We start from the raw sequence: 25,684 nt of genomic DNA on the forward strand, positions 1-25,684 counted from the left end.
TCCGGTCGACGGGGCCGGGCCGCCGACAGAAGCGAGACTGCGTTGACCTTCCTCACCATCGGACACCGTGGCGTGATGGGCGTCGAGCCGGAGAACACCCTGCGCTCCTTCGCCCGCGCCGAGCGCGAGGGCCTGGACGTGCTCGAACTCGATCTTCACCTCAGCAAGGACGGCGCGCTCGTGGTGATGCACGACGCCGACGTGCGCCGCACCACCGACGGCTCCGGACGCGTCGGCGACCTCACCCTCGCCGAGCTGCGCGAGCTGGACGCCGGCCGGGGCGAGCGGATCCCGGTCTTCGAGGAGGTCGTGGACGCCGTGGGGGCGCCGATCCAGGCGGAGATCAAGGACCGGGCTGCCGCGCGGGCGCTGGCCGAGGTGCTCCGCCGACGCGCGCTGCTGGACCGGGTCGACGTGCTCTCCTTCCACGAGGAGGCGCTCGCCGAGATCCGCGAGGCGCTGCCCGGCGCGCGCACCGCGCTGGTCGCCGAGCACTACGGCCTGGAGGTGGTCGACCGCGCGGTGGCCGTCGGCGCGGGGATGCTGGTCCTGGCCCTCCCCCGGATCACCCTGGAGCTGGTCCAGCGGGCACGGACGGCCGGGCTCAAGGTGGTCGGGTGGACCGTGAACACCCCGGAGGAGCTGCGGCTGGCGCGCGCCCTGGGGCTGGACGGCGGGACGATGGACTTCCCGGAGATCGCGCGGGCCGCGCGGTTCACGGCGTAGCGCCGCTTCGGCGGCTCCCGAACGGCGGGCCGGGGCCGTCCCTCGCCGCGCGCGCGGTCCGGGCACCGCCCCGTGCGTGCGGCACCCGCCCCGTGTGCGGCACCCGCCGCATGTGTGCGGGCACCCGCCGCGTGTCTGCGGGCGCCCTACGCCCCACGGGCGGTCCGGGGCGCTAGCCGAGCGACTTCGTCAGCAGCTCGAACTGGAGGTCCTCCCGCCGCGGAACGCCGAAGCGCTCGTCACCGTACGGGAAGGGGCTCATCTCGCCGGTGCGGGCGTAACCGCGCCGCTCGTACCAGGCGATGAGCTCCTCGCGGGCGGAGATCACCGTCATGTGCATCGCGCGCACGCCCCACTCGGCGCGGACCAGCCGCTCCGCCTCGGCGATGATCAGCTTGCCGAGCCCGGCGCCCTGGAGGGCAGGCCGCACCGCGAACATACCGAAGTACGCGTGCTCACCGCGGTGTTCGAGCTGGCAGCAGGCGACGAGCTCCCCGTCGCGCTCGACGACCAGCATCCGACTGTCCGGGGCGTTCACCACGGCCGCGACGCCCTCGGGGTCGGTGCGCTGCCCGTCCAGCAGATCCGCCTCGGTGGTCCAGCCCACCCGGCTGGCGTCCCCGCGGTAGGCCGACTCCACCAGCTCGACGAGCGGCGGCACATCGGCCTCGGTGGCGGTGCGGAAGCCGAGGCGATCGGCGGCGGTCCCGGCGGCGGTGTCCATGGCGTCTCGGTGTCCTCTCTCAAGCATCCAGAATCTCCGCGGCCTCCTGGGTCGGTCGCGCGGCGCGGGCGGCGGTGCCGTGCCGCGGCCGGAGGCCACCGCGACGGAGACGGGCGGAGACAGCCCGTCGACCCTATCCCGGCCGCTCACGGGCGTAGGGTCGGTGGTCATGGTGCACGTACTGAGCAGCCGGACACTGCTGCGGCCCACCGACCCCGAGCGGTCCCGGGCCTTCTACGGCGAGGCGCTGGGGCTCGCGGTCTACCGGGAGTTCGGCGAGGGCCCCGAACGCGGCACGGTCTACTTCCTCGGCGGCGGCTTCCTGGAACTCTCCGGCCGCTCCCCCGAACCCCCCGCCCCCGGACTCCATCTGTGGCTGCAGGTCGCGGACGTGGCCGCGGCGCACGAGGAGTTGACGGCGCACGGGGTGGAGGTACTGCGGCCGCCGGTCAGGGAGCCGTGGGGGCTCGTGGAGATGTGGGTCCGTGACCCGGACGGGGTGCGGATCTGCGTGGTGGAGGTGCCCGCCGAGCACCCCCTCCGCTACCGGCCGACGATCTAGCCGATCCGCCGCCCGACGATCGAGGCGGTCGAGGCGGTCGAGGGAATCGAGGCGACGCGGCGGAGCGGTGCGCCCGGACCGGCGCCGACGTACCGTCGACATATGGACTTCCGCATCAGCGCGGAGGAACAGAGGACCCTCTTCCTCATCGTCGACCATCTGGACGCCGGCTCCGCGCCCACGGTGGAGGACCTGGAGCGCGCCGCAGGCACCGAGGTCCGCCGCCAGGTGGCCTCGCTGCGCGCCAAGGGCTGGATCCTCGCCAAGCACGTCGACGACCACCTCACCGTGATCGGACTCTCGCCGATGGCGCTCACGGCGCTGACGAACCTGCGCTACGGCAGGCCCGGCCCGTGAGAACCCCCACCCGGCCGCCCGTGCGGGCCCACCGCGACGGGCGGCCTGGCGGCACGTCAACGTAGGTTGACAAGCGATCTTCCGTCGACCAGTGTGGCCGCATGTCCGCTGTCGATCTCTCCCCGATCACCGGGAACGCCGACCCGCTCGAGGCTCTGCGCCAGACGGCCGAGCTGCGCCGCCGCCTGGACGGGCAGGAGGAGGTGCTGGTGCGCCGCGCCCGCGTCGCCGGGGCGACCTGGGCACGGATCGCCGAGGCCCTCGGGGTCTCCAGGCAGGCTGCGCACAAGAAGTACGGCGGCGGCCGGTTCGGCCGCGGGGAGGCGTGACGGTGAAGACCTCGGCTCTGGAGGACCTGGTCCGCGCGACGGCGGAGGAGCTGTCCCGCGGGCGGCGCGGCGCCGTCGTCGTCGGCGCCGTCCACGACGAGCGGACCGCGATGCACGGCGCCGCCCCGGACACCCTGTTCGAGATCGGATCGATCACCAAGAGCTTCACCGCCCTGGCGCTGGCCCGGCTGTCCCTGCGCGGCCTGGTGCGGCTGGACGAGCCGTTGCGCGAGTTGCTGCCCGACGGCTCCACGGTGCCCGAGCGCGACGGGCGGGCCATCGAGCTGGCCCACCTGGCCTGTCACACCTCCGGGCTGCCCCGACTCCCGAAGGGGATGTTCCTGCGGGGTCTGTTCAGCTCGGACCCGTACGCCGCCTGCACCCGTGAGGTCGTGCTGAACGGCTTGGGCCGCACCTCGCTGCGCTCGGTGCCCGGCGCGGGCTTCCACTACTCCAACCTCGGCGCCGGGCTGCTCGGCCTCGCCCTGGCCCGGCGCGCCGAGACCGACTACGACACGCTGATACGGACCGAGATCTGCCGGCCGCTCGGCATGACGGACACCCGGGTGACCCTGGACCCCGACCACACGGCACGGCTGACCCCGGGCCACTCCCGGACCGGCCGCCCCCGCTCCCGCTGGAACCTGGCCGCCCTCGCCGGCGCCGGGGGGCTGCACTCGACCGTCCCCGACCTGCTGCGGTTCGCCCGCGCCCAGCTCGGGGAGGCGCCGGCGGGGCTCACCGAGGCCATCGCCCTGACCCGCGCGACCGAGCACCGTGTCAACGCCGCCGCCACCGTCCACGCCGGATGGCTCTCGGCTCCGCTGCCGCACGGCGGCGCCAGGCAGCGGCTGTTCTTCCACAACGGCGGCACCGGCGGCTACCGCAGCCTGCTGGCTCTCGCGCCCGACCGTCGAGCGGCCGTCGTCATCCTCAGTGCCAACACCGTGTCCGTCGACAACCCCGGCCTGCGGCTGCTCACCCGTATCACCTGCCCCGACTCGGCCCCGACCGCCACCGGCACCGGCACCGGCACCGGCGACTGACGGCGCGGCGCCCCGCCCGGCCGGCAGCCGGGCGGGGCGCGCCACGGGTCAGGAGCAGAACGACTCCCGCACCGCGGTGACGATGCGGCCGCCCTGTTCCGGGGTGAGGGTGGGCACGTCGCCGCCGCTGAAGCGGGCGGCGGCGCGCGCGTTGACGCCGGCGTCGCCCTCCTCGCTCCACCGCGCGTCGTTACAGACGTTCCGCGCCCGGGACACGGCCTTGTCCTGCTGCGCGACGAGGGCGGGATGGATCTCACCGAGCCGCTTCACCAGGTCCGCGGTCTGGCCGGGGTCCGGAGAGGGGACGTCGTCCGGCACCTCCGGCGACTTGGCCGGGGCGGTGTCGGCCTTCCCCGGCGTCGCGCTGGCGCCGGCGTCGGCGCCGGACTTCCGCTTGCCGTCCGCGGCCTTGTCGCCGTCGTCGTCGCAGCCGACCACGAAGACGCCGAGGACCAGCACCCCCGCCGCGACCCCGAGCACCGTCTTACGCTGCATGTCGTCCTTCCCTCTGTCCGTGCCGCGATCCGTCCGGGCACGATTCCCCTCTCCTATCACGGGGCTGACCCCCGGTCGGACGGGCGGGTCCCCGCGGCCCGCGGTGCGCTGCGGATCGCCGCCGGGCGGCGGACGGCGTCCGGGGCGCGCACGGCGCCCGGCCCCGAGCTCATCTGCCGTGGCGAAAAGGCGAATTCACGCACCCGAGGCAGTGCCGCGGGTTCCGTGGCGTGCGTCACTTCCCTCGTCGACCCGTACCGGGCGGTAGTGCCCCGCTCATAGGCTGACGACCATGATGGTCCCGCTCGCGCTGCTGGCCCTCGGCGCCCTGGTCGCGGCAGTGGCGCCGCGCCTGTTGGCCCGCTCCGACTGGCTCGACCGAGAACCCGTGCTGGCCCTGTGGCTGTGGCAGTGCGTCGTGGTGGCCGTGCTCATGTGCTGCGGGCTCGCCATGGCGCTGAGCGCGGCGGCCGCCTCCGAGGCGGTCCGGGGCAACGTCTTCGCTCCCGCGCCGCAGGGCGTCGTGGAGGCGTACGCGCTGACCGCCTACGGGCCGTGGGCCGCGCCGGTGGCCGTCGTCCTGGCGCTCGGCGCCGTGTGGACCGCCGTGATGCTCACCCGCGAGATCCGGGCGGCGCGCACCCGCCGCCGGCGGCGCCGCGCGGAGCTGCTCGTCCGCTCCCCGCTGCTGCCCGGCGAGGAGCCTGGGGAGCGGTCCGGCGACCGGCTGGTGGTGCTGGAGGGCGACAAGCCGGGCGCCTGGTGGCTGCCGGGCCCGACCCCGCAGATGGTCATCACCACCGCCGCGCTGCGCCGGCTCGGGGGCCGGCAGTTGGACGCCGTGCTGGCGCACGAGCAGGGGCACGCGCGGGCCCGCCACGACTGGCTGCTGCACTGCTCGGCGGCGCTGGCCACCGGCTTCCCGCAGGTGCCGGTCTTCGCCGCCTTCCGCGACCAGGTGCACCGGCTGGTGGAGCTGGCCGCCGACGACGCCGCCTCCCGCCGCTTCGGTCGACTGACCACCGCGCTGGCGCTGGTCGAACTCAACGAGGACCGCGGGGTCTTCGGCCCGTGTCCGGCCCAACTGGCCCAGGTGCCGCAGCGCGTGGACCGACTGCTGGCCCCCGCCTCCCGGCTCTCCCCGGCCCGCCGCTGGCGGCTGACCGCCGCGGCCGCGCTGGTCCCGGTCGTCCCGGTGCTGGTGGCCTTCGTCCCGGCGCTGCGGGTGCTGGGCTAACCGCGCCAAGCCCTCTCGGCACGTCTCGTACGTCAGTACGTCGTGTCCGTTTTCCTGGTTCCCGGTCCCGGCCGCCGAGCGGCCCCACCACGGCCCGCGACACGCCGAAACGGGTCCGCCCCGGCCGGCGGGTGTGCCGGCCGGGGCGGACCCGGTGTCTCCGTCGCCGCCGTGGCGACCGCGTCAGCGGCCGCCACGGCGTGCGTCAGGACGGATCAGGCGAGGGTGGCGAGCGCCTGGTTGAAGGTCTTCGACGGACGCATGATCGCCGAGGCCTTGGCCGCGTCGGGCTGGTAGTAGCCGCCGATGTCGACCGGGGAGCCCTGGACCGCGATCAGCTCGTCGACGATCGTCTGCTCCTGCTCGGTCAGCGTCTTGGCCAGGGCCGCGAACGCCTCCGCGAGCTGCGCGTCGTCGGTCTGCTTGGCCAGCTCCTGCGCCCAGTAGAGGGCGAGGTAGAAGTGGCTGCCGCGGTTGTCGATGCCCCCGAGGCGACGGCTGGGCGACTTGTCCTCGTTGAGGAAGGTCGCGGTCGCGCGGTCGAGGGTGTCGGCCAGCACCTGGGCGCGGGCGTTGCCGGTGGTCTGCGCGAGGTGCTCGAAGCTGACCGCGAGGGCGAGGAACTCACCCAGGCTGTCCCAGCGCAGGTAGTTCTCCTTGACCAGCTGCTGCACGTGCTTGGGCGCGGAGCCGCCGGCGCCGGTCTCGAAGAGGCCGCCGCCGTTCATCAGCGGGACGACCGACAGCATCTTGGCGCTGGTGCCCAGCTCCAGGATCGGGAACAGGTCGGTCAGGTAGTCACGCAGCACGTTGCCGGTGACCGAGATGGTGTTCTCGCCGCGGCGGATGCGCTCGACCGACAGCTTGGTGGCCTCGACCGGGGCGAGGACGCGGATGTCCAGGCCCTCGGTGTCGTGCTCCGGCAGGTACTGGTTGACCTTGGCGATCAGGTTGGCGTCGTGAGCGCGGGTCTCGTCCAGCCAGAACACCGCCGGGTCGCCGGTGGCGCGGGCGCGGGTGACGGCGAGCTTCACCCAGTCCTTGATCGGCGCGTCCTTGGTCTGGCAGGCGCGGAAGATGTCACCGGCGGAGACGGTCTGCTCCAGGACCGCGTTGCCGGCCTCGTCGACCAGGCGGACGGTGCCGGTGACCGGGATCTCGAAGGTCTTGTCGTGGCTGCCGTACTCCTCGGCCTTCTGCGCCATGAGGCCGACGTTCGGCACGGAGCCCATGGTCGCCGGGTCGTAGGCGCCGTGGGCGCGGCAGTCCTCGATCACGGCCTGGTAGACGCCGGCGTAGGAGGAGTCCGGAAGGACCGCGAGGGTGTCGGCCTCCTGGCCGTCCGGGCCCCACATGTGGCCGGAGGTGCGGATCATGGCCGGCATCGAGGCGTCGACGATGACGTCGGACGGCACGTGCAGGTTGGTGATGCCCTTGTCGGAGTCGACCATCGCCAGGGCGGGGCCCTCGGCGATCTCGGCCTCGAAGGATGCCTTGATCTCGGCGCCCTCCGGCAGGGCCTCGATGCCCTTGAAGATGCCGCCCAGACCGTCGTTCGGGGTCAGACCGGCCGCGGCGAAGACCTCGCCGTACTTCGCGAACGTCTTCGGGAAGAAGGCACGCACCACGTGACCGAAGACGATCGGGTCGGAGACCTTCATCATCGTGGCCTTCAGGTGCACGGAGAAGAGGACACCCTCCTCCTTGGCGCGGGCGACCTGCGCCGTGAGGAACTCGCGCAGGGCGGCGACGCGCATCACGGAGGCGTCGACGACCTCGCCCGCGAGGACCGGTACCGACTCGCGCAGGACGGTGGTGGAGCCGTCGTCGCCCTTGAGCTCGATGCGCAGCGAGCCGGCCTCGGAGATGATCACGGACTTCTCGGTGGAGCGGAAGTCGTCGACACCCATGGTCGCGACGTTGGTCTTCGACTCCGACGTCCAGGCGCCCATGCGGTGCGGGTGGGTCTTGGCGTAGTTCTTGACCGAGGCGGGGGCGCGACGGTCGGAGTTGCCCTCGCGCAGGACCGGGTTGACGGCGCTGCCCTTGACCTTGTCGTAGCGGGCGCGGATGTCGCGCTCCTGCTCGGTCTTCGGGTCGTCCGGGTAGTCCGGGAGGGCGTAGCCCTGCTCCTGGAGCTCGGCGACGGTCGCCTTCAGCTGCGGGATGGACGCCGAGATGTTCGGCAGCTTGATGATGTTGGCGCCCGGCGTCTTGGCCAGCTCACCGAGCTCGGCCAGGGCGTCGTCGATGCGCTGGCTCTCCTCCAGGAACTCCGGGAAGCTGGCGATGATCCGCCCGGCCAGGGAGATGTCGCGGGTCTCCACGCTCACACCGGCCGTCGAGGCGTACGCCTGGACCACCGGCAGGAACGAATGCGTCGCCAGGGCCGGGGCCTCGTCAGTGTGGGTGTAGATGATGGTCGAGTCAGTCACCGGGTGCTCCGCTCCACGTCTGTAACATTGCTCGACATCAAGATATCTCGTGTTCGAGCCCCTCTCGACAGGACCCTGCTCCCTGTCGGGCGGCCCGGTGGGGACGGGGCCGCGGGGGACCTGTGACCAGGAGCCACCTTGGGCGATCATGGCGCCATGCAGCCGTCGAGGACCTTCGCCGCCCGGACGGCGCCGGTGGCCGCGACGGCGTTCGCGACCCTCGCCGTCATCCTGCTCGTGCTGGTCGCGGTCGGCTGGAACCCGCTGGTCACCGCCGACCGCGAGGTCGCCGTCGAGCTGCACCGTTTCGCGGTGTCCGAGCCCGGTTGGACGCGAGCCAATCGGGTGCTCAGCGACTGGGTGTGGGACCCCTGGACCATGCGGGTGCTGCTGGCGGCCGCGGTGGGCTGGCTACTGTGGCGCGGCGAGCGGAGGCTGGCGCTGCTGATGGCGGGGGCCGGCCTGCTCGCTTCGGCGGTGCAGCAGGGAGTGAAGGCGGCGGTCGGCCGGGAGCGGCCGCACTGGCCCGACCCGGTGGACTCCGCGCGGTACGCGGCCTTCCCCTCCGGCCACGCGATGACCGCGACCCTCGTCCTCGGGCTGCTGCTGTGGCTGCTGGTGCTGCACGGGGTGCGGGGCGCGCGCCTGACCCTCGCGGCCATGGTGGCCGCCGTGTCGGTGCTGGGCGTGGGCTTCACCCGGCTGTACCTGGGGGTGCACTGGCTCAGCGATGTGCTGGGCGGCTGGCTGATGGGCGCGGCCCTGGTCGCCGCGACGATCGCCGTGTACCCACGGTGGGCGGCCCGCGCGGCCCGCGCGGCCGGCGGGGCGGATACGGCGGGCACGACGGACACTGCCGGCGCGGCGGCCACGACGGGCACGACCGGCACGGCGGACACAGCCGGCAGTGCGGACACGGCCGGCTCGGAGGACCAGACCGATCCGGAGGACGAGGCCGCCGGTCCGGGCGACGAGGCCGGTCCCGGCGACGAGGCCGCTTCGCGGGAGCCGGGCGGTTCCCCCGACGCGGGCCGTCCCTCCAGCTCACGCGGCGCGCCCCGGTGTGGCAGGGAGTCGGCCCGGGGCGGCCCATACGACACACCGACCTCCTCCGACGCGGGCCGTCCCAACGGGAGACCGCGCGGCACGCCCGACCCGTGCGACACACCCGGGCTGTCGGACGCACTCGGCCCGACCGACGCACTCGGCCCGATCGACGCACCCGGCCCGTGCGACGCGCCTGCCTCGCCTGACCCGGGCGATTCATCCGGCTCACGCGGTTGATCCGACGGCCCCGATGGGAGAGTCCCCTCATGAGCAATCTCGACCTCAGGCCCGCGCCGACGCTCTGCGGCGGGCGCGCCGATGTCACCGCGCGGCCGGTGCGCGAACTGCTGCCCGGCAAGCAGGTGCCGCTCGGGGAGTCCACGGTGGTGCGCCGGCTGCTGCCGAACCTGGGCCGGCGCATGGTCGGCGCCTGGTGTTTCGTCGACGCGTACGGGCCCGACGACATCGCCCAGGAGCCGGGCATGCAGGTCCCGCCGCATCCCCACATGGGCCTGCAGACGGTCAGCTGGCTGCACGCCGGCGAGGTGCTGCACCGCGACAGCCTCGGCAGCCTGCAGACGATCCGCCCTCGCGAACTCGGGCTGATGACCTCGGGCCGCGCGATCAGCCACTCGGAGGAGTCACCGCGGGAGCACGCCCCGATCCTGCACGGGGCCCAGCTGTGGGTCGCGCTCCCCGACGGCCACCGGCATGTCGAGCCCACCTGGGAGCACCACCCCGAGCTGCCGGAGATCGCCGGCGGCCACGGCCTGCGCGCCACCGTGATCCTGGGCGAGCTGGACGGGGCGGCCTCCCCGGGCACCGCCTTCACCCCGATCGTCGGCGCCGACATCACCCTGGCCGCGGGCACCGACGCCCGGCTGCCGGTCCAGCCCGACTTCGAGTACGCCGCGCTGACCATGTCCGGAGAGGCCGAGGTCGACGGGGTCCGGCTCTCCCCCGGCTCACTGCTCTACCTCGGCTGCGGCCGCACCGAGCTGCCGCTGCGGGCCGATGTGGACAGCGCGTTCATGCTGCTGGGCGGCGAGCCGTTCGAGGAGAAGCTGGTCATGTGGTGGAACTTCGTCGGCCGTAGCGGAGACGAGATCGCCGAGGCCCGGCGCGCCTGGCAGGCTGGCGAGCGCTTCGGGACCGTACGGGGCTACGACGGCGCGCCGCTGCGCGCGCCCGAGCTGCCCGCCACCCCGTTGAAGCCGCGCGGGCGCGAGCGCTGACCCGCGCCCTCCCCCGGTCCCGGGAACGCGTCCAGCCCGGTGAGCTCGCTGGAGATGCCCCAGAGCCGGGCCGCCGCGGCCGGGTCGACGGCCCAGGGCTTGACGCCGCCGACGAGCATGTCGTCGGTGGTGGCCGGCTCGGCGATGTCGCAGTCCTGGCAGTAGGCGCCGCCGCGACCGGCGAGGAGAGGTGACGTCGCCGCCCAGACGGCCGTCGCCGCGCCCTGCTGTGGGGTCTTGAAGCCCTCGGCCGGCTTCCCGTCCGGCGTCACCCAGCCGAGGGCGGGCCACTGTTCGCGCGGGACGTGGCGCTGCAAGGGGGTGAGGATGCTGCCCGGGTGTACGGCGAAGGCGCGCAGCCCGCGCTCCGCGCCCAGGGTGTCCAGACGCAGCGCGAAGAGGGCGTTGGCGGTCTTCGACTGGGCGTAGGCCAGCCAGCGGTCGTAGCCGGTGCGGAAGTGGAGATCGTGCCACCGGATGTCGGACAGGAAGTGGCCGGAGGAGGCCACCGACACCACCCGGGCGCCGGGCGCGAGGGCGGGGCGGAGGTGCTGGACGAGCGCGAAGTGGCCGAGGTGGTTGATGGCGAAGTGCGCCTCCCAGCCCGGGCCGACGCGCGTCTCGGGGCAGGCCATGACGCCGGCCCCGTTGATGAGGATCCGGAGCGGGCGGCCGGTCTCCAGGAACCGTTCGGCGAAGGCGCGGACGCTCTCCAGGTCCGCGAGGTCGAGCGGGTGGACCTCCGCCGCGGCGATGCCGCGCAGGGCCTCGCGGGCCTGGGCGGGGCGCCGGGCGGGGACGATCACCCGGGCTCCCGCGCGGGCCAGTGCTCGGGTCGCCTCCAGTCCGAGCCCGGAGGAGCCGCCGGTGACCAGGGCGGTGGTGCCCGTCAGATCGATGCGGGCGAGCACGTCGTCGGCGGTGCTCCGGGCGTGGAATCCGCTGCCGATCCGCTGTTGGTGTGTCGGCCGTGTCGTCTGCCGTGTTGTCTGCTGTGACGTCATGTCCGCGACGCTAAAAGCTAGAGTGCGCGCTAAGTCAAGCATGGGCTGACTAGGGTGGCCGCCATGGGTGCGGAGTCGGGTGGACTGTCCATCGGGAAGGTCGCCGAGGCAACCGGGTTGAGCGTGCACGCGCTGCGGTTCTTCGAACGCGAGGGGCTGTTCCTGCGCGAGATCCCGCGGTCCGGCGGCGGTCAGCGGGTCTATGACCAGGCGGACGTGGACTGGCTCATGCTGTGCGGCCGGTTCCGCGACTCGGGGATGCCGATCGCCACGATCAAGCGCTTCGCGGAGTTGGTGCGTTCGGGCCCGGGGAACGAGCACGAGCGCCTGGCGCTGTTGCGCGAGCACGAGCGGAACGTGCGCGCCAGGATCGCGGAGCTGACCGCCAGTCTCGACGTCATCCACGGCAAGGTCGTCACCTACGAGCGGCATCTGGGCGACGGGACGGCCGCCGGACTCTGGGCGCCCGCTCCACCCGAGTGATCCGGTGACCGACCCGGCGCCCCCGGGGCCCCGCGTCGCGACGCCTACGCCTACGCCTCCACGATCCGCTCGACCGCGGCCGTGACGAGCCGTTCGCGCTCGGCCTCGGAGAGGACCTCGGGCAGGGTGAGCTGTTCGACGATCAGCCAGTTGAGCGCCAGGTAGATCAGCCGGACGGCGGTCGCGTCGCCGGGCAGGCCGGACTGCTCGTGGTAGGCCACGTTGGCGTCGAGGTCGGCACGGACGCGCTCGGTCAGCACCGCGCGGAGCTGCGGCCGCCGGGTGGCCTCCAGGCGCAGTTCGAGCAGGGCCAGATAGCCGGTGCGGAAGCCGCTGACGCGGCCGACGAGTTCGCGCATCAGCGCCGCGTAGGTCTCCCGGTCCGGCGTGCCCGCCCGCTGCCGCGCGATGGTCTCCTCGTCGGGCTGCAGCCGTTCGTAGACCCGAGCCCCCGCCTGGGTGAGCAGGGCGTCGCGGTTGGCGAAGTAGTTGGAGGCCGTACCAGGGGGCACCGCGGCCTCGGTGTCCACCGCGCGGAAGGTCAGCCCCCGGGCACCCTCCCGGGCCAGGACCTCGATGGCGGCGTCCACGAGGGCCGCCCGTCGCTCGTCGTTCCTGCGCACCATTGACACCACTCCAGACGTAGTACTACCTTCAAACCACTATCAGCAGAGTACTACGGACGGGATGCCTCCATGCGAAAGCTCGTGTACTACGTCGCCGTCACCCTCGACGGCTACATCGCCGGCCCCGGCGGGGAGTACGACTTCTACCCCGTGGGCGACGCGGAGCAGGCCGCGGCCTACGCCGCGTGGACCAACGCGCGGTACCCCGAGACCGTGCCCACCGCCATGCGCGCCGCCCGCGGCCTCGCGGACACGCCCAACCGACGCTTCGACACGGTGGTGATGGGGTCGGGCACCTACCGCCCCGCCCTCGACGCGGGCCTCACGAGCCCGTACGCGCACCTGCGCCAGTACGTGGTGTCGCGCACCCTCGGAGCGAGCCCCGATCCGGAGGTGACCGTGGTCGACGGCGACCCGCTCACGCTGGTCCGCGACCTCAAGCGGGAGGAGGGTGCGGACATCTGGCTCTGTGGCGGCGGCCGGCTCGCCGGGGCGCTCCTGCCCGAGGTCGACGAACTGATCATCAAGAGCTACCCCGTGGTGGCGGGTTCCGGCATCCCGGTGTTCGCCGGGGATTTCGACCCCACGCCGTTCGCGGTGGCGGACCGCCGGTCGTTCGCCAACGACGTCACGATCACCTGGTTCACCCGGCGGTGACCGCACTCGGCCCGCCCGGGCCGCCACCGCGCCCCCGTCGCGGCCCGGCCCGCCATCACACCCCCGTCGCGGTCCGGCCCGCCATCACACCCCCGTCGCGGCCCGGCGCGCTCCGGGCCGCGGCCGGCTCACCGGGCCGTCGCGACCCTCCAGCCGAATCCGATCAGCACCACCCCCATGACGCGGTCGAGGCCCCGACGGACGGCCGGCCTCTCGAAGGCCGCGCGGGCCCGCGAGAGCAGACAGACGTAGGCGCCGAGCCAGCCGAGCGTGAGCGCCGCGTGGATGCCGACCAGCAGGGCCATGCCCACGGGCCGGGAGAGCCCGGCCGGGGCGAGGCCGGGCAGCAGTCCGGTGTAGCAGACCGCGATCTTCGGGTTGAGCAGATTGCCGACCAACCCGGTGCGCCAGGGGTTGCCGCTCGCGCGGGCGTCGGGCGCGGCTCCCCCGCCGGAGGCCCCGGTGCCGCCCGCCCCGGGTCGCTCGGCCGGCGCCATGGCCTCGTGGGCGCCCCGCCGGCTGTTCCAGAGTGCCTGCGCGCCGAGGAACACGAGGTAGCCGGCGCCCAGCAGCCTGACCGCCAGGTACGCCTCGGCCGAGGCGGCGAGGACCGCCGCGAGTCCGGCCGCGGTCAGCGCGCCCCACACCAGCAGCCCCGTCGCGATGCCACCCGCCGTCCGCAGCCCGTCCGCCGCGCCGGACGCGACCGCCCGCTTCGTCACGACGGCCATGTCCGGCCCCGGGGCGACGGTGAGCAGGGCCAGTACCCCCGTGGCCGCGAGGAGTTGGCTCAGCACCCTCCGGCCTCCCCGGGGCGGTCGACGCCGGCGGCCCGCGTCCCGTGCCGGTCGACGGGGCCGGCCCCCTCCGCGTCGAGCGCCCCGATTCCGGCCCCGGCCCCGGTCCCAGCTCTGGTCCCGGCCCCGGCCCCGGTCCCGGCCGGAGCGGCCGCCTCGGCGCCGTGGGGGTTGGCCGCCGCGCCCTCGGTGCTCAGCAGCACCAGCGTGGAGTCGGAGCCCACGGCCAGGTCGGCGCGGCGCCGTGCGGCGTCCGCGCCGGTGAGCGCGGCCCGGACCCCGGCCAGAGCCGCGGCGCCGCAGGGGCCCGAGGAGATGCCGAGCGCGGCCAGATCGCGGGCCGCGCGGGCGCTGTCGGCGTCGCGCACGGCGACGGCGGCGTCCAGTCCGGCGCGCAGGTACGGCCAGGCGAGGGCGGAGAGGGTGCCGCAGTTCAGCCCGGCCATGGTCGTCTCCGCGGTGGTCACGCTCACCCGCTGCTGCCGGGTCAGGCTGGCCAGGGCGCAGGCCGCGGCCTCGGGTTCGACCGCGAGCAGCGCCGTGGCCCGCCCGGCGGGGCGGCCTCGGTAGTGGGTGACCGCGGCCTGGGCGAGCGAGCCCACCCCGACCGGGACGGCGACCAGCCCGGGGGCCGGGGCACCGGCGGCGGCCAACTGGTCGTCGACCTCCGCGAAGAGGGTCGCGTATCCCTCGACGATCCAGCCGGGTATCTCCTCGTACCCCGGCCAGGCGGTGTCCTGTACGAGGATCACGCCCGGCTCCCCCGCGGCTACGGCGGCCCGGCGCACGGCCTCGTCGTAGGGCCCCGCGACCTGGGTGACCTCGGCACCTTCGGCGGCGATGGCCGCCGCGGCCGACGGGTGCACCCCGGCCGAGACGAAGACGCGGGCGGTCTGGCCGAGCAGCCGGGCGATCCGGGCCACCGCGCGACCGTGGTTGCCGTCGGTCGCCGTGACCAGCCGCACCCGGGTGCCGGGCGGCCGCCCGGCCAGGATCCGGTGGACGGCCCAGGAGGCGCCCAGCGCCTTGAACGCGGGCAGCCCGAACCGGTCCGACTCGTCCTTGACGAAGACGCGGCCGACGCCGAGCTCGGCCGCGAGCGCGGGAGCCTCGGTCAGCGCGGTGGGGGCGTAGCCGGGCAGCGTGGCGTGGAAGGCCCGCGCGGCGGCGGGGGCGGGGGCGCACCGGAAAACGGCTCCGGCGGGGCGCGCGTACCAGGTGGGCGCGGGGGCGAGGGGATCGGTCAGGGCCATGTCCCCAGGCTGCGGCCCCGGCCATCCGTCGGTCCAGCGCATCTTTTCGACCTATATTCATCGACAGAACCGAACGATCGGGGACGAGGGACCGAGAGGGCCCGAGATGTACGACCTGCACCGGCTGCGGCTGCTGCGCGAGCTCCGCCACCGAGGCACCCTGGCGGCCGTCGCCGCCGCCCTCTCGTACAGCCCGTCCTCGGTCTCCCAGCAGCTCTCCCAACTGGAGGCGGAGGTCGGCGTTCCACTGCTGGAGCCCGTGGGGCGGCGGGTCCGGCTCACCGAGCAGGCCGAGATCCTCGTCGCCCACACCGAGGCGGTGCTGGAGCGGCTGGAGCGCGCCGAGTCCGAGATCGCCGCCTCGCTCACCGAGCTGACCGGCCCGCTGCGCGTCGCCTCCTTCCAGACGGCCGCGCTGGCCTTGGTGCCCACCGCGCTGACCCTGTTGCGCGAGGCCCATCCGCGGCTGCGCGTCCACCTCACCCAGCTGGAGCCCGAGCGGGCGCTGCCGGCCCTGGTCGCCCGCGACTTCGACCTGGTCATCGCCGAGGAGTACCCGGACCAGCCCAACCCCCGGCCCGCCGGCACCGAGCAGGAGGACCTCTGCACGGACCCGCTGCGCCTGGCCCTGCCCGAGCCGGCGCGCACCCGGGGCCCCCTGGCCGCGCTGCGGGCGCAGGCCGACCACCCCTGGGTGATGGAGCCGGAGGGCACCGCCGCCCGGCGCTGGGCGCTGGCGCTGTGCCGGGACGCCGGCTTCGAGCCCGATGTGCGGTTCGAGTCCACCGACATCCTCCTCCACGCACGGCTCGTGCGGGAGGGCCACGCCCGTGCCCTGCTGCCGGACATGGTGTGGGACGAGGGCACTCCGGACGTCGCCGCGCTGCGGACGCTGCCGGGCGGCGGGCAGGCCCGGCGGATCGTCACCGTCGTACGCGAGGGGCGCGGCCACCACCCCGCCGTGCTGGCCTGTCGTAAGGCGCTCCATGAGGCGGTGGCCGCGCGGGGCTGAAGCGGACGGTGGGCAGCGGCGGTTCGGCGCGCTCGACGGCGCCGACCGCTCCGCGCGGTTTTCACGCGCCTTCTCTCGCCTACGGGGGCCGTCTGACGTCGGTGTGGATGGCGAGCTTGAACTCGGCGAAGGTGAGGGGAGCCCTGATCCGCGCGTCCCCGGTGCCGCGCGCGCTGACCTTCAGTCCGACCGGGGTGCCGGGGTGGACGAACATCTGCCACAGGTAGGTGCGGTACTGCCCGCCGCTGGTGGTGGCGTGGTCGGTGGTGGCGGTGGAGTCGTAGTCCGCGGAGAGCGGGTTGCGGACGAAACGGGCGCGGTACTCGCGCGGACGGCTGTCGGACGCCCAGAACACCATGGCGGACAGCACTCCCCAGCCGTGGTGGCTGGGCCAGATCAGCCCCGAGCGGGCGTCGGGGAACGTCGAGGGTCTGCCGCCTCCGTTGGCAGGATCGTGCATCTTCCACGGGTCGTAGGCTTCGTCCACCGCACCATAGGGGAAGCGCACGAGGTGATATCCGTCGGAGTCGTACACAATGCGCTGGGAACCGGGCCCGGATCGTTCGGCGCTCCACACCAGCGAACACACCGCTACGGCCATCGCTCGCTCCTCGCCGATGGGCCGCCGTGCGTCCGGCGCCGGTCCCGGACCCGAGGCGGCGTCAGGAACAGAAGACCTGGGGGAACGAGCGTTACGCGCCGATTCGGGCGATCCCCCGCGTCGCCCGAATCGGCAGCGTCCCCGGTCTCCGCCCTGTTCGGCGGAGGGCGGACAACCGGAGTCGCGCTGAGTATATTGGCTATCAGCCAGTCAACGCAGGAGTTACAGCATGTCCCCGCGCAGCGCAGCGGTCAATGAGGAGTTGCGCCGACGTTCTCAAGCGCGTCTGCTGCAGGCGACGGTCGAGCTGGTCGGCGAGCGCGGCTATGAGGCGACGACGCTCGCCGACATCGCCGACCGGGCGGGGGCCGCCCGCGGTCTGGTCTCGTACTACTTCCCGGGGAAGCGCCAGTTGCTCCAGGCCGCCGTGCACCGGCTGATGCACGAGGAGTTGGCCACCGCCCTGGACCGGCCGCCCCGCCCCCGAGGCGAGGACGCCGGGGCCGAGCGCATGGCCCGGGCCATCGACGCGATCCTCGGACTGGCGCGCGACCACCCGCGATTAATGCGCACTCACATGGCGGGCATCCTGTCCGAGGAGGGCTTCATCCAATGCCCCGAGCAGCAGCGGCTCGCCGCCCTGCTGCACGCCACGGTGCTGGAGCACGGCTCCAAGGACCCGGACGCCGACTATCTGCTCCTGCGCGCGCTCCTGATGGGCTCGGTGGTCGCCATCCTGCTGCCGGGGGCCCCGATGGCGCCGGAACGCCTGCGCGCCGAGCTGTTCCTGCGCTACGCCCTGGACTGGGGGCTGGGCTTCCCACCCAGCGAGAGTCCGCCCAGCGGCTCCCTGCTGTACGCGATGTCCACGGGCGACACCGAGCGGTAGCACGGACGCCGACGCGGCCGACCATCTCGGGCTCCACACCCGCGGCCGACCACTCCGGACCGCTTCCGCCCACAGCCGACCGCCCCGCGCCGTCTCCACACCCACGACCGACCACCCCGGACCGCTTCCGCCCACAGCCGACCACTTCGGGCCGTCTCCACACCCGCGGCCGAGCCGACCACCTCGGTCCCTCTGACCTCAACGGTCCCGCCACGGCCCGCCCGCCCGACCCCACCCGTCGCTCGCCGCCCCATCCGACCAGGCCGACCCTCGACCACCGGCCCTCCGGCACGGCGCGGCACTGCCGAGTGGATATCCGGGCCGACTCCAGTGCGGCACCTCCCGCCGCACCCTCCACGGTGCGATGCTGGAGTCCCCTGCGGGAAGGAGCTCCACCGTGCTTCGCGTCGCAGTCGTCGGATCCGGGCCCAGCGGGGTCTACACCGCACAGTCGCTGGTCGAGCAGCAGATCGTGCCCGACATCGCCGTGCACGTGCTGGACCGACTGCCCTGTCCGTACGGACTGGTGCGCTACGGCGTGGCACCGGACCACGAGAAGATCAAATCGCTGCAGAACAACCTGCGGACCGTGCTGGAGCACCCGAAAGTCTCCTTCCTCGGCAATGTGCCCGTCGGCCCCGAGCCGCTGGCGCCGGCGCGGCTGCTGGAGCTCTACCACGCGGTGGTCTACTGCGTGGGCGCCGCCACCGACCGCCGGCTCGGCATCCCCGGCGAGGACCTGCCCGGCAGCTGCTCGGCGACCGAGTTCGTCTCCTGGTACAGCGCCCACCCGGATGTCGCGGGCGGCTCCTTCACGCTCGGCGCGCGCTCCGCCGTCGTCATCGGCGTGGGCAACGTCGCCGTCGACGTGAGCCGCATCCTCGCCCGCGGCGCGGAGGAGCTGGCGCCCACCGACGTGCCGCACGCGGCGCTCGGCGCGCTGGCCGACAGCCGGATCGAAGAGGTCCACATGGTCGGCCGACGCGGCCCCTCCCAGGCGAAGTTCACCACCAAGGAGCTGCGCGAGCTCTTCCTGCTCCCCTCCGCCGAGGTGTGCGTGCGCCCCGAAGAACTGGCGCTCGACCCGGCCTACGCCGACCCCTCCGGGCTCCCCGCGGTCAACCGGCGCAATGTCGAGGTGCTGCGCGACCGGGCGGGGCGTACGCCCACGGGCCGCGACCGCCGCGTCCACCTGCGCTTCTTCCTGCGGCCTGTGGCGGTGCTGGGAGAGGAGGCGGTGCGCGCGGTGCGCTTCGAGCGGACGGCGCCCGACGGCACCGGCGGGGTGACCGGCACCGGAGTCTTCGAGGACATCGAGGCACAGCTGGTGCTGCGGTCGGTGGGCTACCGGGGGGTGGAGCTGGCCGGACTGCCCTTCGACGCGCGCCACGGCACGGTGCCGCACGCGGACGGCCGGGTGTTGCGCGACGGGGTGGCCTCCCCCGGCGAGTACGTGGCGGGGTGGATCAAGCGTGGCCCCACAGGGGTGATCGGGACCAACCGACCGTGCGCCAAGCAGACCGTGGCCTCGCTGCTCGCCGACGCCGACGTGCTGGCCGCCCGCCCGGTGGCCGAGGAGCCACGGGCGGCGCTGCGCGCGTGGGGCCTCGATCCGGTGGAGTGGCCGGGCTGGCTGCGGATCGAGGCGGCGGAGGAGGAGCTGGGCCGGGCGCTGGGCCGGACGAAGGTGAAGATCCCGGACTGGCCGGGGCTGCTCGCGGCGGCGCGAGGCGGGGCCTGATCGCGGCCCGCGCGGGGCTCGTCCGGCCCCTCGGGCCGGGGGCACGGCCGACGCGGGGCTCGTTCGACCCCTCGGGCCGGGCGCACCGCCGCGCGGGGCACATCGCCGCCCTGAGCGGGACACGGCCGCGCGGGGCACATCGCCCCCCTGAGCCGGGCACGGCCGCGGGGGGGGCGGCATCGCCCCCTGGAGCGGGACACGGCCCGCGCGGGAATCCGATCGCCGTCTCGGGCCGGGACACACGCCCGCGCCCCCGGGGCCGGACACAGCTCGCCGCCGTCGACGGCTTCCAGTCGGACACACGCCCGCGCCCACGGGGGCCGGACGGACACCCGCGCCGGGCGTCGGGGCGCGCCGACGGTCACCCGCCGCCCAGGCGCCGCTCCTGGCGCTCCGCGCCCAGCAGGACGCTGTCGATCAGGCCGGGGAAGAGTTCGTCGAGGTCGGCGCGGCGCAGGGCGTTCATCTTGGCGGTGCCCCGGTAGATCTGGTTGATCACTCCGCTCTCGCGCAGCACCCGGAAGTGGTGCGTGGTCGTGGACTTGCTGACCGGCAGCTCGAACAGCGAGCAGGACAGCTCCTCCGGCTCGGCCGCCAGCGTGCGGACGATCTGGAGCCGCATGGGGTCGGAGAGCGCGTGCAGCACCTCTTCGAGGCGGATCTCGTCCCGTGCGGGGTGGTCCAGCGTGCGGCCCGTGGGAGCCGGGGTGCGGCTGGGGTTCTTCGTCGGCACGTCGGCTCCTGACTCATCGGCGGGTGTTCGATGCTCATTGTACGAAGACCTTCGTAGTTTGACATCTGCCGTACTACGAGGGTTATCGTACGAGCGTCGACCGGACGCACCGCGAGATGGAGACCCCGATGGACACCCCTGTGGAGACCCCCGTGACGAACGCCCTGTTCCAGCCGTACACGCTGCGCTCGCTGACGATCCCCAACCGGATCTGGATGGCCCCCATGTGCCAGTACTCCGCCGAGGTCTTCGGCCCCAACGCGGGTGTGGTCAACGACTGGCACTTCTCGCACTACACCTCGCGGGCCACCGGCGGCACCGGCCTGATCCTGGTGGAGGCCACCGCGGTCAGCCCGGAGGGCCGGATCAGCATCGCCGATCTGGGGCTGTGGAACGACGCCCAGGTCGAGGCGTTCCGCCCGATCACCGCCTTCCTCAAGGAGCGGGGCACCGTCCCCGGCATCCAGCTGGGTCACGCCGGCCGCAAGGCTTCCACCGAGCAGCAGTGGCTGGGCTCCGGCCCCGTCCCGCCGGAGCGGCACGGCTGGCAGACCCTCGCCCCGAGCCCGCTGCCCTTCGACGAGGAGTACCCGGAGCCGGAAGAGCTGACGACCGACCAGATACAGGAGATCGTCGGCCAGTTCGCGGCGGCCGCGCGGCGCGCGCTCAGCGCCGGGTTCGAGGTCGTCGAGATCCACGGCGCGCACGGCTACCTCATCGGCCAGTTCCTCTCCCCGCACACCAACCACCGCACCGACGAGTACGGCGGCTCGTTCGAGAACCGCACCCGCTTCGCGCTGGAGGTCGTGGACGCCGTCCGCGCGGTGTGGCCCGAGGAGCTCCCCCTCTTCTTCCGGATCTCCGCCACCGACTGGCTCACCGAGAACCCCGAGGACGAGCGCGAGGGCTGGACCGCGGACGAGACCGTCCGCTTCGCGGCCCTGCTGCGCGAGCACGGCGTGGACCTGCTCGACGTCTCCACCGGCGGCCTCGTGCCCCACGCCAGGATCCCCACCGGCCCCGGCTACCAGGTCCCCTTCGCCACCCGGGTCAGGGAGGAGACCGGGCTGCCCGTCGCCGCCGTCGGTCTGATCACCGAGCCGCGCCAGGCCGAGAAGATCGTCGCCAACGGCGAGGCCGACGCCGTGCTCCTCGGCCGTGAGCTGCTCCGCGACCCCTACTTCGCCCGCCGCGCCGCCCGCGAACTCGGCGCCGACCTTCAGGTGCCGCCGCAGTACCACCGCGCCGCGCCCCACCGCGCGGCGTGAACCGAACCCGGACGCCGCGCGCCAAGCCGCCGGCACCCCGGGCCACCGCGCACGCCCGGGGCATCGGGCATCCGGGCCACCGCACCCCCCGGCCGCCGCACGCCCACCAGGCCAGGGCACGCTCGGGGCATCGCGCATCCCGGAGCCGAGGCCCGATGCCGGCCCGCGCCGGGTGCGGAGCTCCGGAAGCGGGAGAAGAATCGTGGTGCCGGAGAGAACCGCAGGGAATCCGCCTTGCCGCGCGGAGGAGGGCGTCATGGATGAGGTCGTACTCGCGGTCGGCACCCGCAAGGGACTGTTCCTCACTCGCCGCCGGGGCGCGGGCGGCGACGGGAACGGGGGGTGGGGGGAGTTGAGCGGCCCGCACTTCCCCATGCAGGCGGTGTACGCCATCGGCATCGACACCCGGCGCCGCGTCCCGCGGCTGTTGGCCGGGGCGGACAGCTCGCACTGGGGGCCGTCGGTCTTCCGCTCCGACGACCTGGGGGGCAGCTGGCAGGAGGCGCCGCGGCCGGCGGTGCGGTTCCCCCGCGAGACGGGGACCTCGCTGGAGCGGGTCTGGCAGCTCCAGCCCGCGGCGGAGGCGGCACCCGACGTGGTCTACGCGGGGACCCAGCCGGGGGCGCTGTTCCGGTCCGACGACGGCGGCGAGACCTTCGCCTTCGTACGGCCCCTGTGGGACCACCCGCAGCGGCCGGAGTGGGGCGAGGGCTTCGGCGGGCAGGCGGTCCACACCGTGGTCACCGATCCCCGTGACCCCCGTGCCCTGCTGGTCGCGGTCTCCGCGGGCGGGGTCTACCGCAGCCTGGACGGGGAGGCCGGCTGGGAGCCGTCCAACACGGGGATCCAGGCGGAGTTCCTGCCGGAGCGCTACCCGGAGTTCGGCCAGTGCGTGCACAAGGTCGCCCGGGACCCGGCCGACCCCGACCGGCTCTACCTCCAGAACCACGGCGGGGTCTACCGCAGCGACGACTCGGGGGCGAGCTGGAGCGAGATCGGCGCGGGCCTGCCGGCCGACTTCGGGTTCGCCGTGGCCACGCACCCGCGGCGCGGCGGAGTGGCGTATGTCTTCCCCGTCATCGACGGCTCGGACCGCTATCCACCCGGCTACCGCTGCCGGGTCTACCGGACCGAGGACGCGGGGGCGTCCTGGTCCGAGCTGTCCGCCGGGCTGCCGACCGGAGACCACTACGGGGTGGTGCTCCGGGACGCGCTGCGCACGGACGACGCCGACCCGGTGGGCGTGTACTTCGGGAACCGCAACGGGGAGGTGTACGCGAGCTCCGACGAGGGCGACAGCTGGCGGCAGTTGGCGGCCCACCTGCCGGACGTGCTGTGTCTGCGGGCCGCGGTGGTCGCCTGAGCGGGCTCCTCGGCGAACGTCGCCCATGATCGGCTGTGCGCTCACGCGCTGAGCCGATAGGGTGACGGATCGTGGCACGACCGTTGAATGAAATCGTAGAACCGGGCTGGGCCAAGGCGCTGGAGCCGGTCGCCGGGCGGGTCGCCGCGATGGGTGACTTCCTGCGCGCCGAGATCGCGGCGGGCCGGACCTATCTGCCGGCCGGACAGAATGTGCTGCGCGCCTTCCAGCAGCCCTTCGACGAGGTGCGCGTCCTGATCGTCGGCCAGGACCCGTACCCCACGCCGGGCCACGCGGTGGGCCTGAGCTTCTCCGTCGCCCCGGAGGTGCAGCCGCTGCCCGGCAGCCTGGAGAACATCTTCCGGGAGCTGCACACCGACCTCGGCCTGGACCGCCCCGCGAACGGCGACCTCACGCCGTGGACCCGACAGGGCGTGCTGCTGCTCAACCGGGCGCTGACCACCGCGCCCCGGCGCCCCGCCGCCCACCGGGGCAAGGGCTGGGAGGAGGTCACCGAGCAGGCCATCCGGGCGCTGGCGGCGCGCGGCCGCCCGCTGGTGTCGATCCTGTGGGGCCGGGACGCCCGCAATCTCCGGCCGCTGCTGGGCGGGCTGCCGTGCATCGAGTCCGCGCACCCCTCGCCCATGTCGGCGGACCGCGGCTTCTTCGGCTCCCGCCCCTTCAGCCGGGCCAACGACCTGCTGGCGCAGCAGGGGTCGCAGCCGGTGGAGTGGCGCCTTCCCTGAGCTTCGGGGGGCATCGCCCCCATGCCCCGTTTCCTCCCCTTTGTTCGGAAGCTGACGCGGTGGCGGATTTATTCGGAAGCTGACGCGGTGGCGGACTGTAGTCTGCCCGCCATGACGACACATCCGAACACCCCTGCGGGCTGGTACGCCGACCCGCAGGGCACGCCGAACCTGCTGCGCTGGTGGGACGGCGCCCAGTGGACCGAGCACACGCACGCGGGCCAGCCCGGACAGGTCCCGCAGCAGCAGATGCCCGTCGCGGACCCGGCGGCGATCCAGCGCCAGGTGCAGGCACAGGCGGGGGTGGCCCCGACCCACGCGGGCGGCGGCACCCTCTTCAGCGAGCCGGTCCTGGTGGTGAACCAGAAGGCGAAGCTGATCGAGCTCACCAACGAGTACGGGGTCTTCGACCAGCATGGGCGCACCCTGGGCTCGGTGGTCCAGGTCGGCCAGAGCACGCTGAAGAAGGTCGCGCGCTTCGTCGCCAGCATCGACCAGTTCATGACGCACAAGCTGGAGATCCGGGACGCGAGCGGCCAGCCGCACCTGGTGCTCACCCGTCCCGCGAAGTTCATGAAGTCGCGGGTGATCGTGGCCCGGACGGACGGACAGCCGGTCGGCGAGATCGTCCAGCAGAACGTCATCGGCAAGATCAACTTTTCCATCGAGGTCAACGGCCAGCGGGTCGGCGCCATCAAGGCCGAGAACTGGCGCGCCTGGAACTTCTCGATCGTCGACCACGCCGAGACCGAGATCGCCCGGATCACCAAGACCTGGGAGGGCCTCGCGAAGACGATGTTCACGACGGCGGACAACTACGTCCTCCAGATCCACCGCCAGCTCCCGGACCCGCTGCTGAGCCTGGTCGTGGCGACGGCGCTGACGGTCGACACGGCCCTCAAGCAGGACGCGCGCGGGTTCGGCTGAGCCGATGGGCACCCTGCGGACCGTCCCGGACGGGACGGAGACCGGTGGTTACGTCCTGGGAATCGACTCCGGCGGCTCCGGTGTGCGGGTCGGGGTGGCCCGCGCCGAGGCACCCGGACGGCCCCTGCTGTGGTCCTCCCCCACCCCCGCCGTCGTCGGCGACCGGGGCATCGACGCGGACAGCCTGCTGGCGCGCGTGCTGCCGGCGACCGCGTCGCTGCTGCGCCAGGCGGCCGACCCGGCGGCAGGCCACAGGGGAGCGGGGACCGGCGCCCCGCGACGGGCGACCGGCGCGGCGGAGCGGAACGGGGCCGCGACGGGTTCCGCCGACGCCATGGCGCGTCCGGCCGGGCCACCGCGGCTGACGGCCGTCTGCGTCGGCGCGGCGGGCATGGCGGGCCTCGGCGGCGACCTGCGCGCACTACTGCCGGACGCGCTCGCCCGGGCCTTCGGCGTACGGCGGATCGCGCTGGCCACCGACGCGGTGACCGCGTACGCGGGGGCGCTGGGGCAGCGGACGGGCGCCGTGGTCGCGGCGGGCACCGGCCTGGTCGCCCTGGGCGCCACGGCCGCGCGCGAGGACGGTCGCGCCGGCGGCTGGCGGCGGGCCGACGGCTGGGGACACCTGTTGGGCGACTGCGGTGGCGGAGCCTGGATCGGCCGGGCCGGGCTGGAGGCGGCGATGCGCGCCCACGACGGGCGCGAGGGCGGCTCGCCGGCGCTGCTGGGCCGGCTGGAGGCGGTGTTCGGCCCCGCCGAGGAGCTGCCAGGGAAGCTGTACCCGAGGCCCGATCGACCGGCCGTCCTGGCCTCCTTCGCTCCGGAGGTCGGCCGCTGTGCGTCCGCCGGCGACCCGATCGCGACCGCCATCCTGCGGCAGGCGGCCGGACACATCGCCGAGGCGGCGCGCGCGGTGTGCCCGCCCGCGGCCGAGCCCCCTCCCGAGGCGGCCCCGGCCGGCGGCCCGTTCGCGGGTACGGAGGCGCCCCCGGGCGTCGGCCTGGACGTGTGTCCGGGCGTGCCCGCGGAGGCGACGAGGAGCGTCGACACCGGCTTCGGCGCCGGGGCGGTCCCGACCGCCGACGGGGAGCCGGGCGCCGCACCGGGCCCTCGGAACACGCCCGCCCCCCGTCCGCACGTGGCCCTCACCGGCGGCCTGCTGCGCCTGGGCGAGCCGCTGCTCACCCCGCTGCGCGCGGAGCTGTCGACGCGGCTGCCGCACGCCCTCGTGGTGGCCCCCGAGGGTGATCCGCTGAGCGGAGCGCTGCGCGTCGCCGCGGCCCTCGCCACGGGGACGCTGCGCCTGCCGCACCACCCTGAGCTGCTGCGACTCGTGGTGACCTGAGCCTGGCGGGAGGAGATCCCAAGGCGGGTGTCGAGGAGCGCCCGCG

General features: G+C 74.3%; 26 protein-coding genes and 1 pseudogene. 18 read left to right on the top strand and 9 right to left on the bottom strand.

Features of this window, described 5'->3' with window-relative positions; all coding sequences use genetic code 11:
* The first annotated feature begins 42 nt into the window (after positions 1 to 42).
* Positions 43 to 726: a glycerophosphodiester phosphodiesterase family protein gene (locus LRS74_RS04805; RefSeq protein ID WP_277739807.1), complete on the top strand. Its 684-nt coding sequence runs from the start codon at positions 43 to 45 to the stop codon at positions 724 to 726.
* A 172-nt stretch (positions 727 to 898) separates the two neighbouring features.
* Here the strand turns inward: LRS74_RS04805 and LRS74_RS04810 are convergent, their stop codons facing one another.
* Entirely contained in the window at positions 899 to 1,450 is a 552-nt protein-coding gene (locus tag LRS74_RS04810; RefSeq protein ID WP_277744598.1) for a GNAT family N-acetyltransferase, read from the bottom strand.
* A 169-nt stretch (positions 1,451 to 1,619) separates the two neighbouring features.
* Here LRS74_RS04810 and LRS74_RS04815 point away from each other — a divergent pair, with 169 nt between their 5' ends.
* The 4 genes from LRS74_RS04815 (at position 1,620) to LRS74_RS04830 (ending at position 3,744) form a co-directional block, all read left to right on the top strand.
* Entirely contained in the window at positions 1,620 to 2,012 is a 393-nt protein-coding gene (locus LRS74_RS04815) for a VOC family protein (RefSeq protein ID WP_277739808.1), read from the top strand.
* Positions 2,013 to 2,114: 102 nt separating this feature from the next.
* Positions 2,115 to 2,369: a hypothetical protein gene (locus tag LRS74_RS04820; protein WP_277739809.1), complete on the top strand. Its 255-nt coding sequence runs from the start codon at positions 2,115 to 2,117 to the stop codon at positions 2,367 to 2,369.
* 101 nt (positions 2,370 to 2,470) lie between these two features.
* The gene (locus LRS74_RS04825) at positions 2,471 to 2,698 is read left to right on the top strand and encodes a hypothetical protein (protein ID WP_277739810.1); all 228 of its coding nucleotides are present in this window, start codon (positions 2,471 to 2,473) and stop codon (positions 2,696 to 2,698) included.
* Positions 2,695 to 3,744 carry a serine hydrolase domain-containing protein gene (locus LRS74_RS04830; RefSeq protein ID WP_277739811.1) on the top strand — a complete coding sequence of 350 codons (1,050 nt, stop codon included), beginning with the start codon at positions 2,695 to 2,697 and terminating at the stop codon, positions 3,742 to 3,744. The genes LRS74_RS04825 and LRS74_RS04830 overlap by 4 nt, the downstream gene beginning before the upstream one ends.
* A 48-nt stretch (positions 3,745 to 3,792) precedes the next feature.
* Here the strand turns inward: LRS74_RS04830 and LRS74_RS04835 are convergent, their stop codons facing one another.
* Positions 3,793 to 4,239 carry a hypothetical protein gene (locus tag LRS74_RS04835; protein ID WP_277739812.1) on the bottom strand — a complete coding sequence of 149 codons (447 nt, stop codon included), beginning with the start codon at positions 4,237 to 4,239 and terminating at the stop codon, positions 3,793 to 3,795.
* Positions 4,240 to 4,531: 292 nt separating this feature from the next.
* Between LRS74_RS04835 and LRS74_RS04840 the strand changes: the two genes are divergently transcribed.
* Positions 4,532 to 5,476, top strand: coding sequence for a M56 family metallopeptidase (locus tag LRS74_RS04840; protein ID WP_277739813.1), 945 nt, complete (start codon positions 4,532 to 4,534; stop codon positions 5,474 to 5,476).
* A 215-nt stretch (positions 5,477 to 5,691) separates the two neighbouring features.
* On the opposite strand, the gene LRS74_RS04845 is transcribed toward LRS74_RS04840, so the two are convergent.
* Complete coding sequence (locus LRS74_RS04845; RefSeq protein ID WP_277739814.1) at positions 5,692 to 7,911, bottom strand: NADP-dependent isocitrate dehydrogenase; 2,220 nt, start codon at positions 7,909 to 7,911, stop codon at positions 5,692 to 5,694.
* Positions 7,912 to 8,067: 156 nt separating this feature from the next.
* Here LRS74_RS04845 and LRS74_RS04850 point away from each other — a divergent pair.
* Positions 8,068 to 8,685, top strand: a pseudogene (locus LRS74_RS04850) (phosphatase PAP2 family protein); the annotation flags it as partial.
* 539 nt (positions 8,686 to 9,224) lie between these two features.
* Positions 9,225 to 10,193, top strand: a complete 969-nt coding sequence (locus LRS74_RS04855) for a pirin family protein (protein WP_277739815.1) — start codon at positions 9,225 to 9,227, stop codon at positions 10,191 to 10,193.
* Here the strand turns inward: LRS74_RS04855 and LRS74_RS04860 are convergent.
* Positions 10,121 to 11,197: an SDR family NAD(P)-dependent oxidoreductase gene (locus tag LRS74_RS04860; protein WP_277739816.1), complete on the bottom strand. Its 1,077-nt coding sequence runs from the start codon at positions 11,195 to 11,197 to the stop codon at positions 10,121 to 10,123. The genes LRS74_RS04855 and LRS74_RS04860 overlap by 73 nt on opposite strands.
* Positions 11,198 to 11,260: 63 nt before the next feature.
* Between LRS74_RS04860 and LRS74_RS04865 the strand changes: the two genes are divergently transcribed.
* Positions 11,261 to 11,680: a MerR family transcriptional regulator gene (locus LRS74_RS04865; protein WP_277739817.1), complete on the top strand. Its 420-nt coding sequence runs from the start codon at positions 11,261 to 11,263 to the stop codon at positions 11,678 to 11,680.
* 50 nt (positions 11,681 to 11,730) lie between these two features.
* On the opposite strand, the gene LRS74_RS04870 is transcribed toward LRS74_RS04865, so the two are convergent.
* A complete protein-coding gene (locus LRS74_RS04870) occupies positions 11,731 to 12,306 on the bottom strand; it encodes a TetR/AcrR family transcriptional regulator (RefSeq protein ID WP_277739818.1) in 576 nt (191 codons plus the stop codon).
* A gap of 69 nt (positions 12,307 to 12,375) precedes the next feature.
* On the opposite strand from LRS74_RS04870, the gene LRS74_RS04875 reads away from it, so the two are divergent.
* Complete coding sequence (locus tag LRS74_RS04875; RefSeq protein ID WP_277739819.1) at positions 12,376 to 12,963, top strand: dihydrofolate reductase family protein; 588 nt, start codon at positions 12,376 to 12,378, stop codon at positions 12,961 to 12,963.
* A gap of 128 nt (positions 12,964 to 13,091) precedes the next feature.
* Here the strand turns inward: LRS74_RS04875 and LRS74_RS04880 are convergent, their stop codons facing one another.
* Positions 13,092 to 13,760 carry a LysE family translocator gene (locus LRS74_RS04880; protein WP_277739820.1) on the bottom strand — a complete coding sequence of 223 codons (669 nt, stop codon included), beginning with the start codon at positions 13,758 to 13,760 and terminating at the stop codon, positions 13,092 to 13,094.
* Positions 13,754 to 15,013: a pyridoxal-phosphate dependent enzyme gene (locus LRS74_RS04885; protein WP_277739821.1), complete on the bottom strand. Its 1,260-nt coding sequence runs from the start codon at positions 15,011 to 15,013 to the stop codon at positions 13,754 to 13,756. The genes LRS74_RS04880 and LRS74_RS04885 overlap by 7 nt, the downstream gene beginning before the upstream one ends.
* A gap of 106 nt (positions 15,014 to 15,119) precedes the next feature.
* On the opposite strand from LRS74_RS04885, the gene LRS74_RS04890 reads away from it, so the two are divergent.
* Positions 15,120 to 16,025, top strand: a complete 906-nt coding sequence (locus LRS74_RS04890) for a LysR family transcriptional regulator (protein WP_277739822.1) — start codon at positions 15,120 to 15,122, stop codon at positions 16,023 to 16,025.
* A gap of 79 nt (positions 16,026 to 16,104) precedes the next feature.
* Here LRS74_RS04890 and LRS74_RS04895 read toward each other — a convergent pair whose 3' ends face one another.
* Complete coding sequence (locus tag LRS74_RS04895) at positions 16,105 to 16,626, bottom strand: hypothetical protein (protein ID WP_277739823.1); 522 nt, start codon at positions 16,624 to 16,626, stop codon at positions 16,105 to 16,107.
* 229 nt (positions 16,627 to 16,855) lie between these two features.
* Here LRS74_RS04895 and LRS74_RS04900 point away from each other — a divergent pair, with 229 nt between their 5' ends.
* Positions 16,856 to 17,515, top strand: coding sequence for a TetR/AcrR family transcriptional regulator (locus LRS74_RS04900; RefSeq protein ID WP_277739824.1), 660 nt, complete (start codon positions 16,856 to 16,858; stop codon positions 17,513 to 17,515).
* A gap of 397 nt (positions 17,516 to 17,912) precedes the next feature.
* Positions 17,913 to 19,256, top strand: a complete 1,344-nt coding sequence (locus LRS74_RS04905) for an FAD-dependent oxidoreductase (protein ID WP_277739825.1) — start codon at positions 17,913 to 17,915, stop codon at positions 19,254 to 19,256.
* 361 nt (positions 19,257 to 19,617) lie between these two features.
* Here LRS74_RS04905 and LRS74_RS04910 read toward each other — a convergent pair whose 3' ends face one another.
* Positions 19,618 to 19,989, bottom strand: coding sequence for a helix-turn-helix transcriptional regulator (locus LRS74_RS04910; RefSeq protein WP_277739826.1), 372 nt, complete (start codon positions 19,987 to 19,989; stop codon positions 19,618 to 19,620).
* A 128-nt stretch (positions 19,990 to 20,117) separates the two neighbouring features.
* Between LRS74_RS04910 and LRS74_RS04915 the strand changes: the two genes are divergently transcribed.
* From LRS74_RS04915 to LRS74_RS04935, 5 genes are all read left to right on the top strand, one after another.
* Positions 20,118 to 21,257 (top strand): NADH:flavin oxidoreductase/NADH oxidase, encoded by a 1,140-nt coding sequence (locus LRS74_RS04915; protein WP_277739827.1) that lies wholly within the window; start codon positions 20,118 to 20,120, stop codon positions 21,255 to 21,257.
* A 256-nt stretch (positions 21,258 to 21,513) separates the two neighbouring features.
* Positions 21,514 to 22,620, top strand: a complete 1,107-nt coding sequence (locus tag LRS74_RS04920; protein ID WP_277739828.1) for a sialidase family protein — start codon at positions 21,514 to 21,516, stop codon at positions 22,618 to 22,620.
* Between the two features lie 68 nt (positions 22,621 to 22,688).
* Positions 22,689 to 23,366 (top strand): uracil-DNA glycosylase, encoded by a 678-nt coding sequence (locus LRS74_RS04925; RefSeq protein ID WP_277744599.1) that lies wholly within the window; start codon positions 22,689 to 22,691, stop codon positions 23,364 to 23,366.
* Between the two features lie 111 nt (positions 23,367 to 23,477).
* Entirely contained in the window at positions 23,478 to 24,293 is an 816-nt protein-coding gene (locus tag LRS74_RS04930; RefSeq protein WP_277739829.1) for a phospholipid scramblase-related protein, read from the top strand.
* 4 nt (positions 24,294 to 24,297) lie between these two features.
* On the top strand, positions 24,298 to 25,638 hold the full coding sequence (locus tag LRS74_RS04935) for a BadF/BadG/BcrA/BcrD ATPase family protein (protein ID WP_277739830.1): 1,341 nt from the start codon (positions 24,298 to 24,300) through the stop codon (positions 25,636 to 25,638).
* The last annotated feature ends 46 nt before the right edge of the window (positions 25,639 to 25,684 follow it).

The sequence above is a fragment of the Streptomyces sp. LX-29 genome, assembly GCF_029541745.1.
Classification (GTDB): Bacteria; Actinomycetota; Actinomycetes; order Streptomycetales; family Streptomycetaceae; genus Streptomyces.

Bases quoted from the DNA above. Each gene is read 5' to 3' on its own strand.
- LRS74_RS04810 (WP_277744598.1), bottom strand. From the start codon at position 1,450: ATGGACACCGCCGCCGGGACCGCCGCCGATCGCCTCGGCTTCCGCACC.
- LRS74_RS04815 (WP_277739808.1), top strand. From the start codon at position 1,620: ATGGTGCACGTACTGAGCAGCCGGACACTGCTGCGGCCCACCGACCCC.
- LRS74_RS04820 (WP_277739809.1), top strand. From the start codon at position 2,115: ATGGACTTCCGCATCAGCGCGGAGGAACAGAGGACCCTCTTCCTCATC.
- LRS74_RS04825 (WP_277739810.1), top strand. From the start codon at position 2,471: ATGTCCGCTGTCGATCTCTCCCCGATCACCGGGAACGCCGACCCGCTC.
- LRS74_RS04835 (WP_277739812.1), bottom strand. From the start codon at position 4,239: ATGCAGCGTAAGACGGTGCTCGGGGTCGCGGCGGGGGTGCTGGTCCTC.
- LRS74_RS04840 (WP_277739813.1), top strand. From the start codon at position 4,532: ATGATGGTCCCGCTCGCGCTGCTGGCCCTCGGCGCCCTGGTCGCGGCA.
- LRS74_RS04855 (WP_277739815.1), top strand. From the start codon at position 9,225: ATGAGCAATCTCGACCTCAGGCCCGCGCCGACGCTCTGCGGCGGGCGC.
- LRS74_RS04860 (WP_277739816.1), bottom strand. From the start codon at position 11,197: ATGACGTCACAGCAGACAACACGGCAGACGACACGGCCGACACACCAA.
- LRS74_RS04865 (WP_277739817.1), top strand. From the start codon at position 11,261: ATGGGTGCGGAGTCGGGTGGACTGTCCATCGGGAAGGTCGCCGAGGCA.
- LRS74_RS04870 (WP_277739818.1), bottom strand. From the start codon at position 12,306: ATGGTGCGCAGGAACGACGAGCGACGGGCGGCCCTCGTGGACGCCGCC.
- LRS74_RS04875 (WP_277739819.1), top strand. From the start codon at position 12,376: ATGCGAAAGCTCGTGTACTACGTCGCCGTCACCCTCGACGGCTACATC.
- LRS74_RS04885 (WP_277739821.1), bottom strand. From the start codon at position 15,013: ATGGCCCTGACCGATCCCCTCGCCCCCGCGCCCACCTGGTACGCGCGC.
- LRS74_RS04890 (WP_277739822.1), top strand. From the start codon at position 15,120: ATGTACGACCTGCACCGGCTGCGGCTGCTGCGCGAGCTCCGCCACCGA.
- LRS74_RS04895 (WP_277739823.1), bottom strand. From the start codon at position 16,626: ATGGCCGTAGCGGTGTGTTCGCTGGTGTGGAGCGCCGAACGATCCGGG.
- LRS74_RS04900 (WP_277739824.1), top strand. From the start codon at position 16,856: ATGTCCCCGCGCAGCGCAGCGGTCAATGAGGAGTTGCGCCGACGTTCT.
- LRS74_RS04915 (WP_277739827.1), top strand. From the start codon at position 20,118: ATGGACACCCCTGTGGAGACCCCCGTGACGAACGCCCTGTTCCAGCCG.
- LRS74_RS04920 (WP_277739828.1), top strand. From the start codon at position 21,514: ATGGATGAGGTCGTACTCGCGGTCGGCACCCGCAAGGGACTGTTCCTC.
- LRS74_RS04930 (WP_277739829.1), top strand. From the start codon at position 23,478: ATGACGACACATCCGAACACCCCTGCGGGCTGGTACGCCGACCCGCAG.
- LRS74_RS04935 (WP_277739830.1), top strand. From the start codon at position 24,298: ATGGGCACCCTGCGGACCGTCCCGGACGGGACGGAGACCGGTGGTTAC.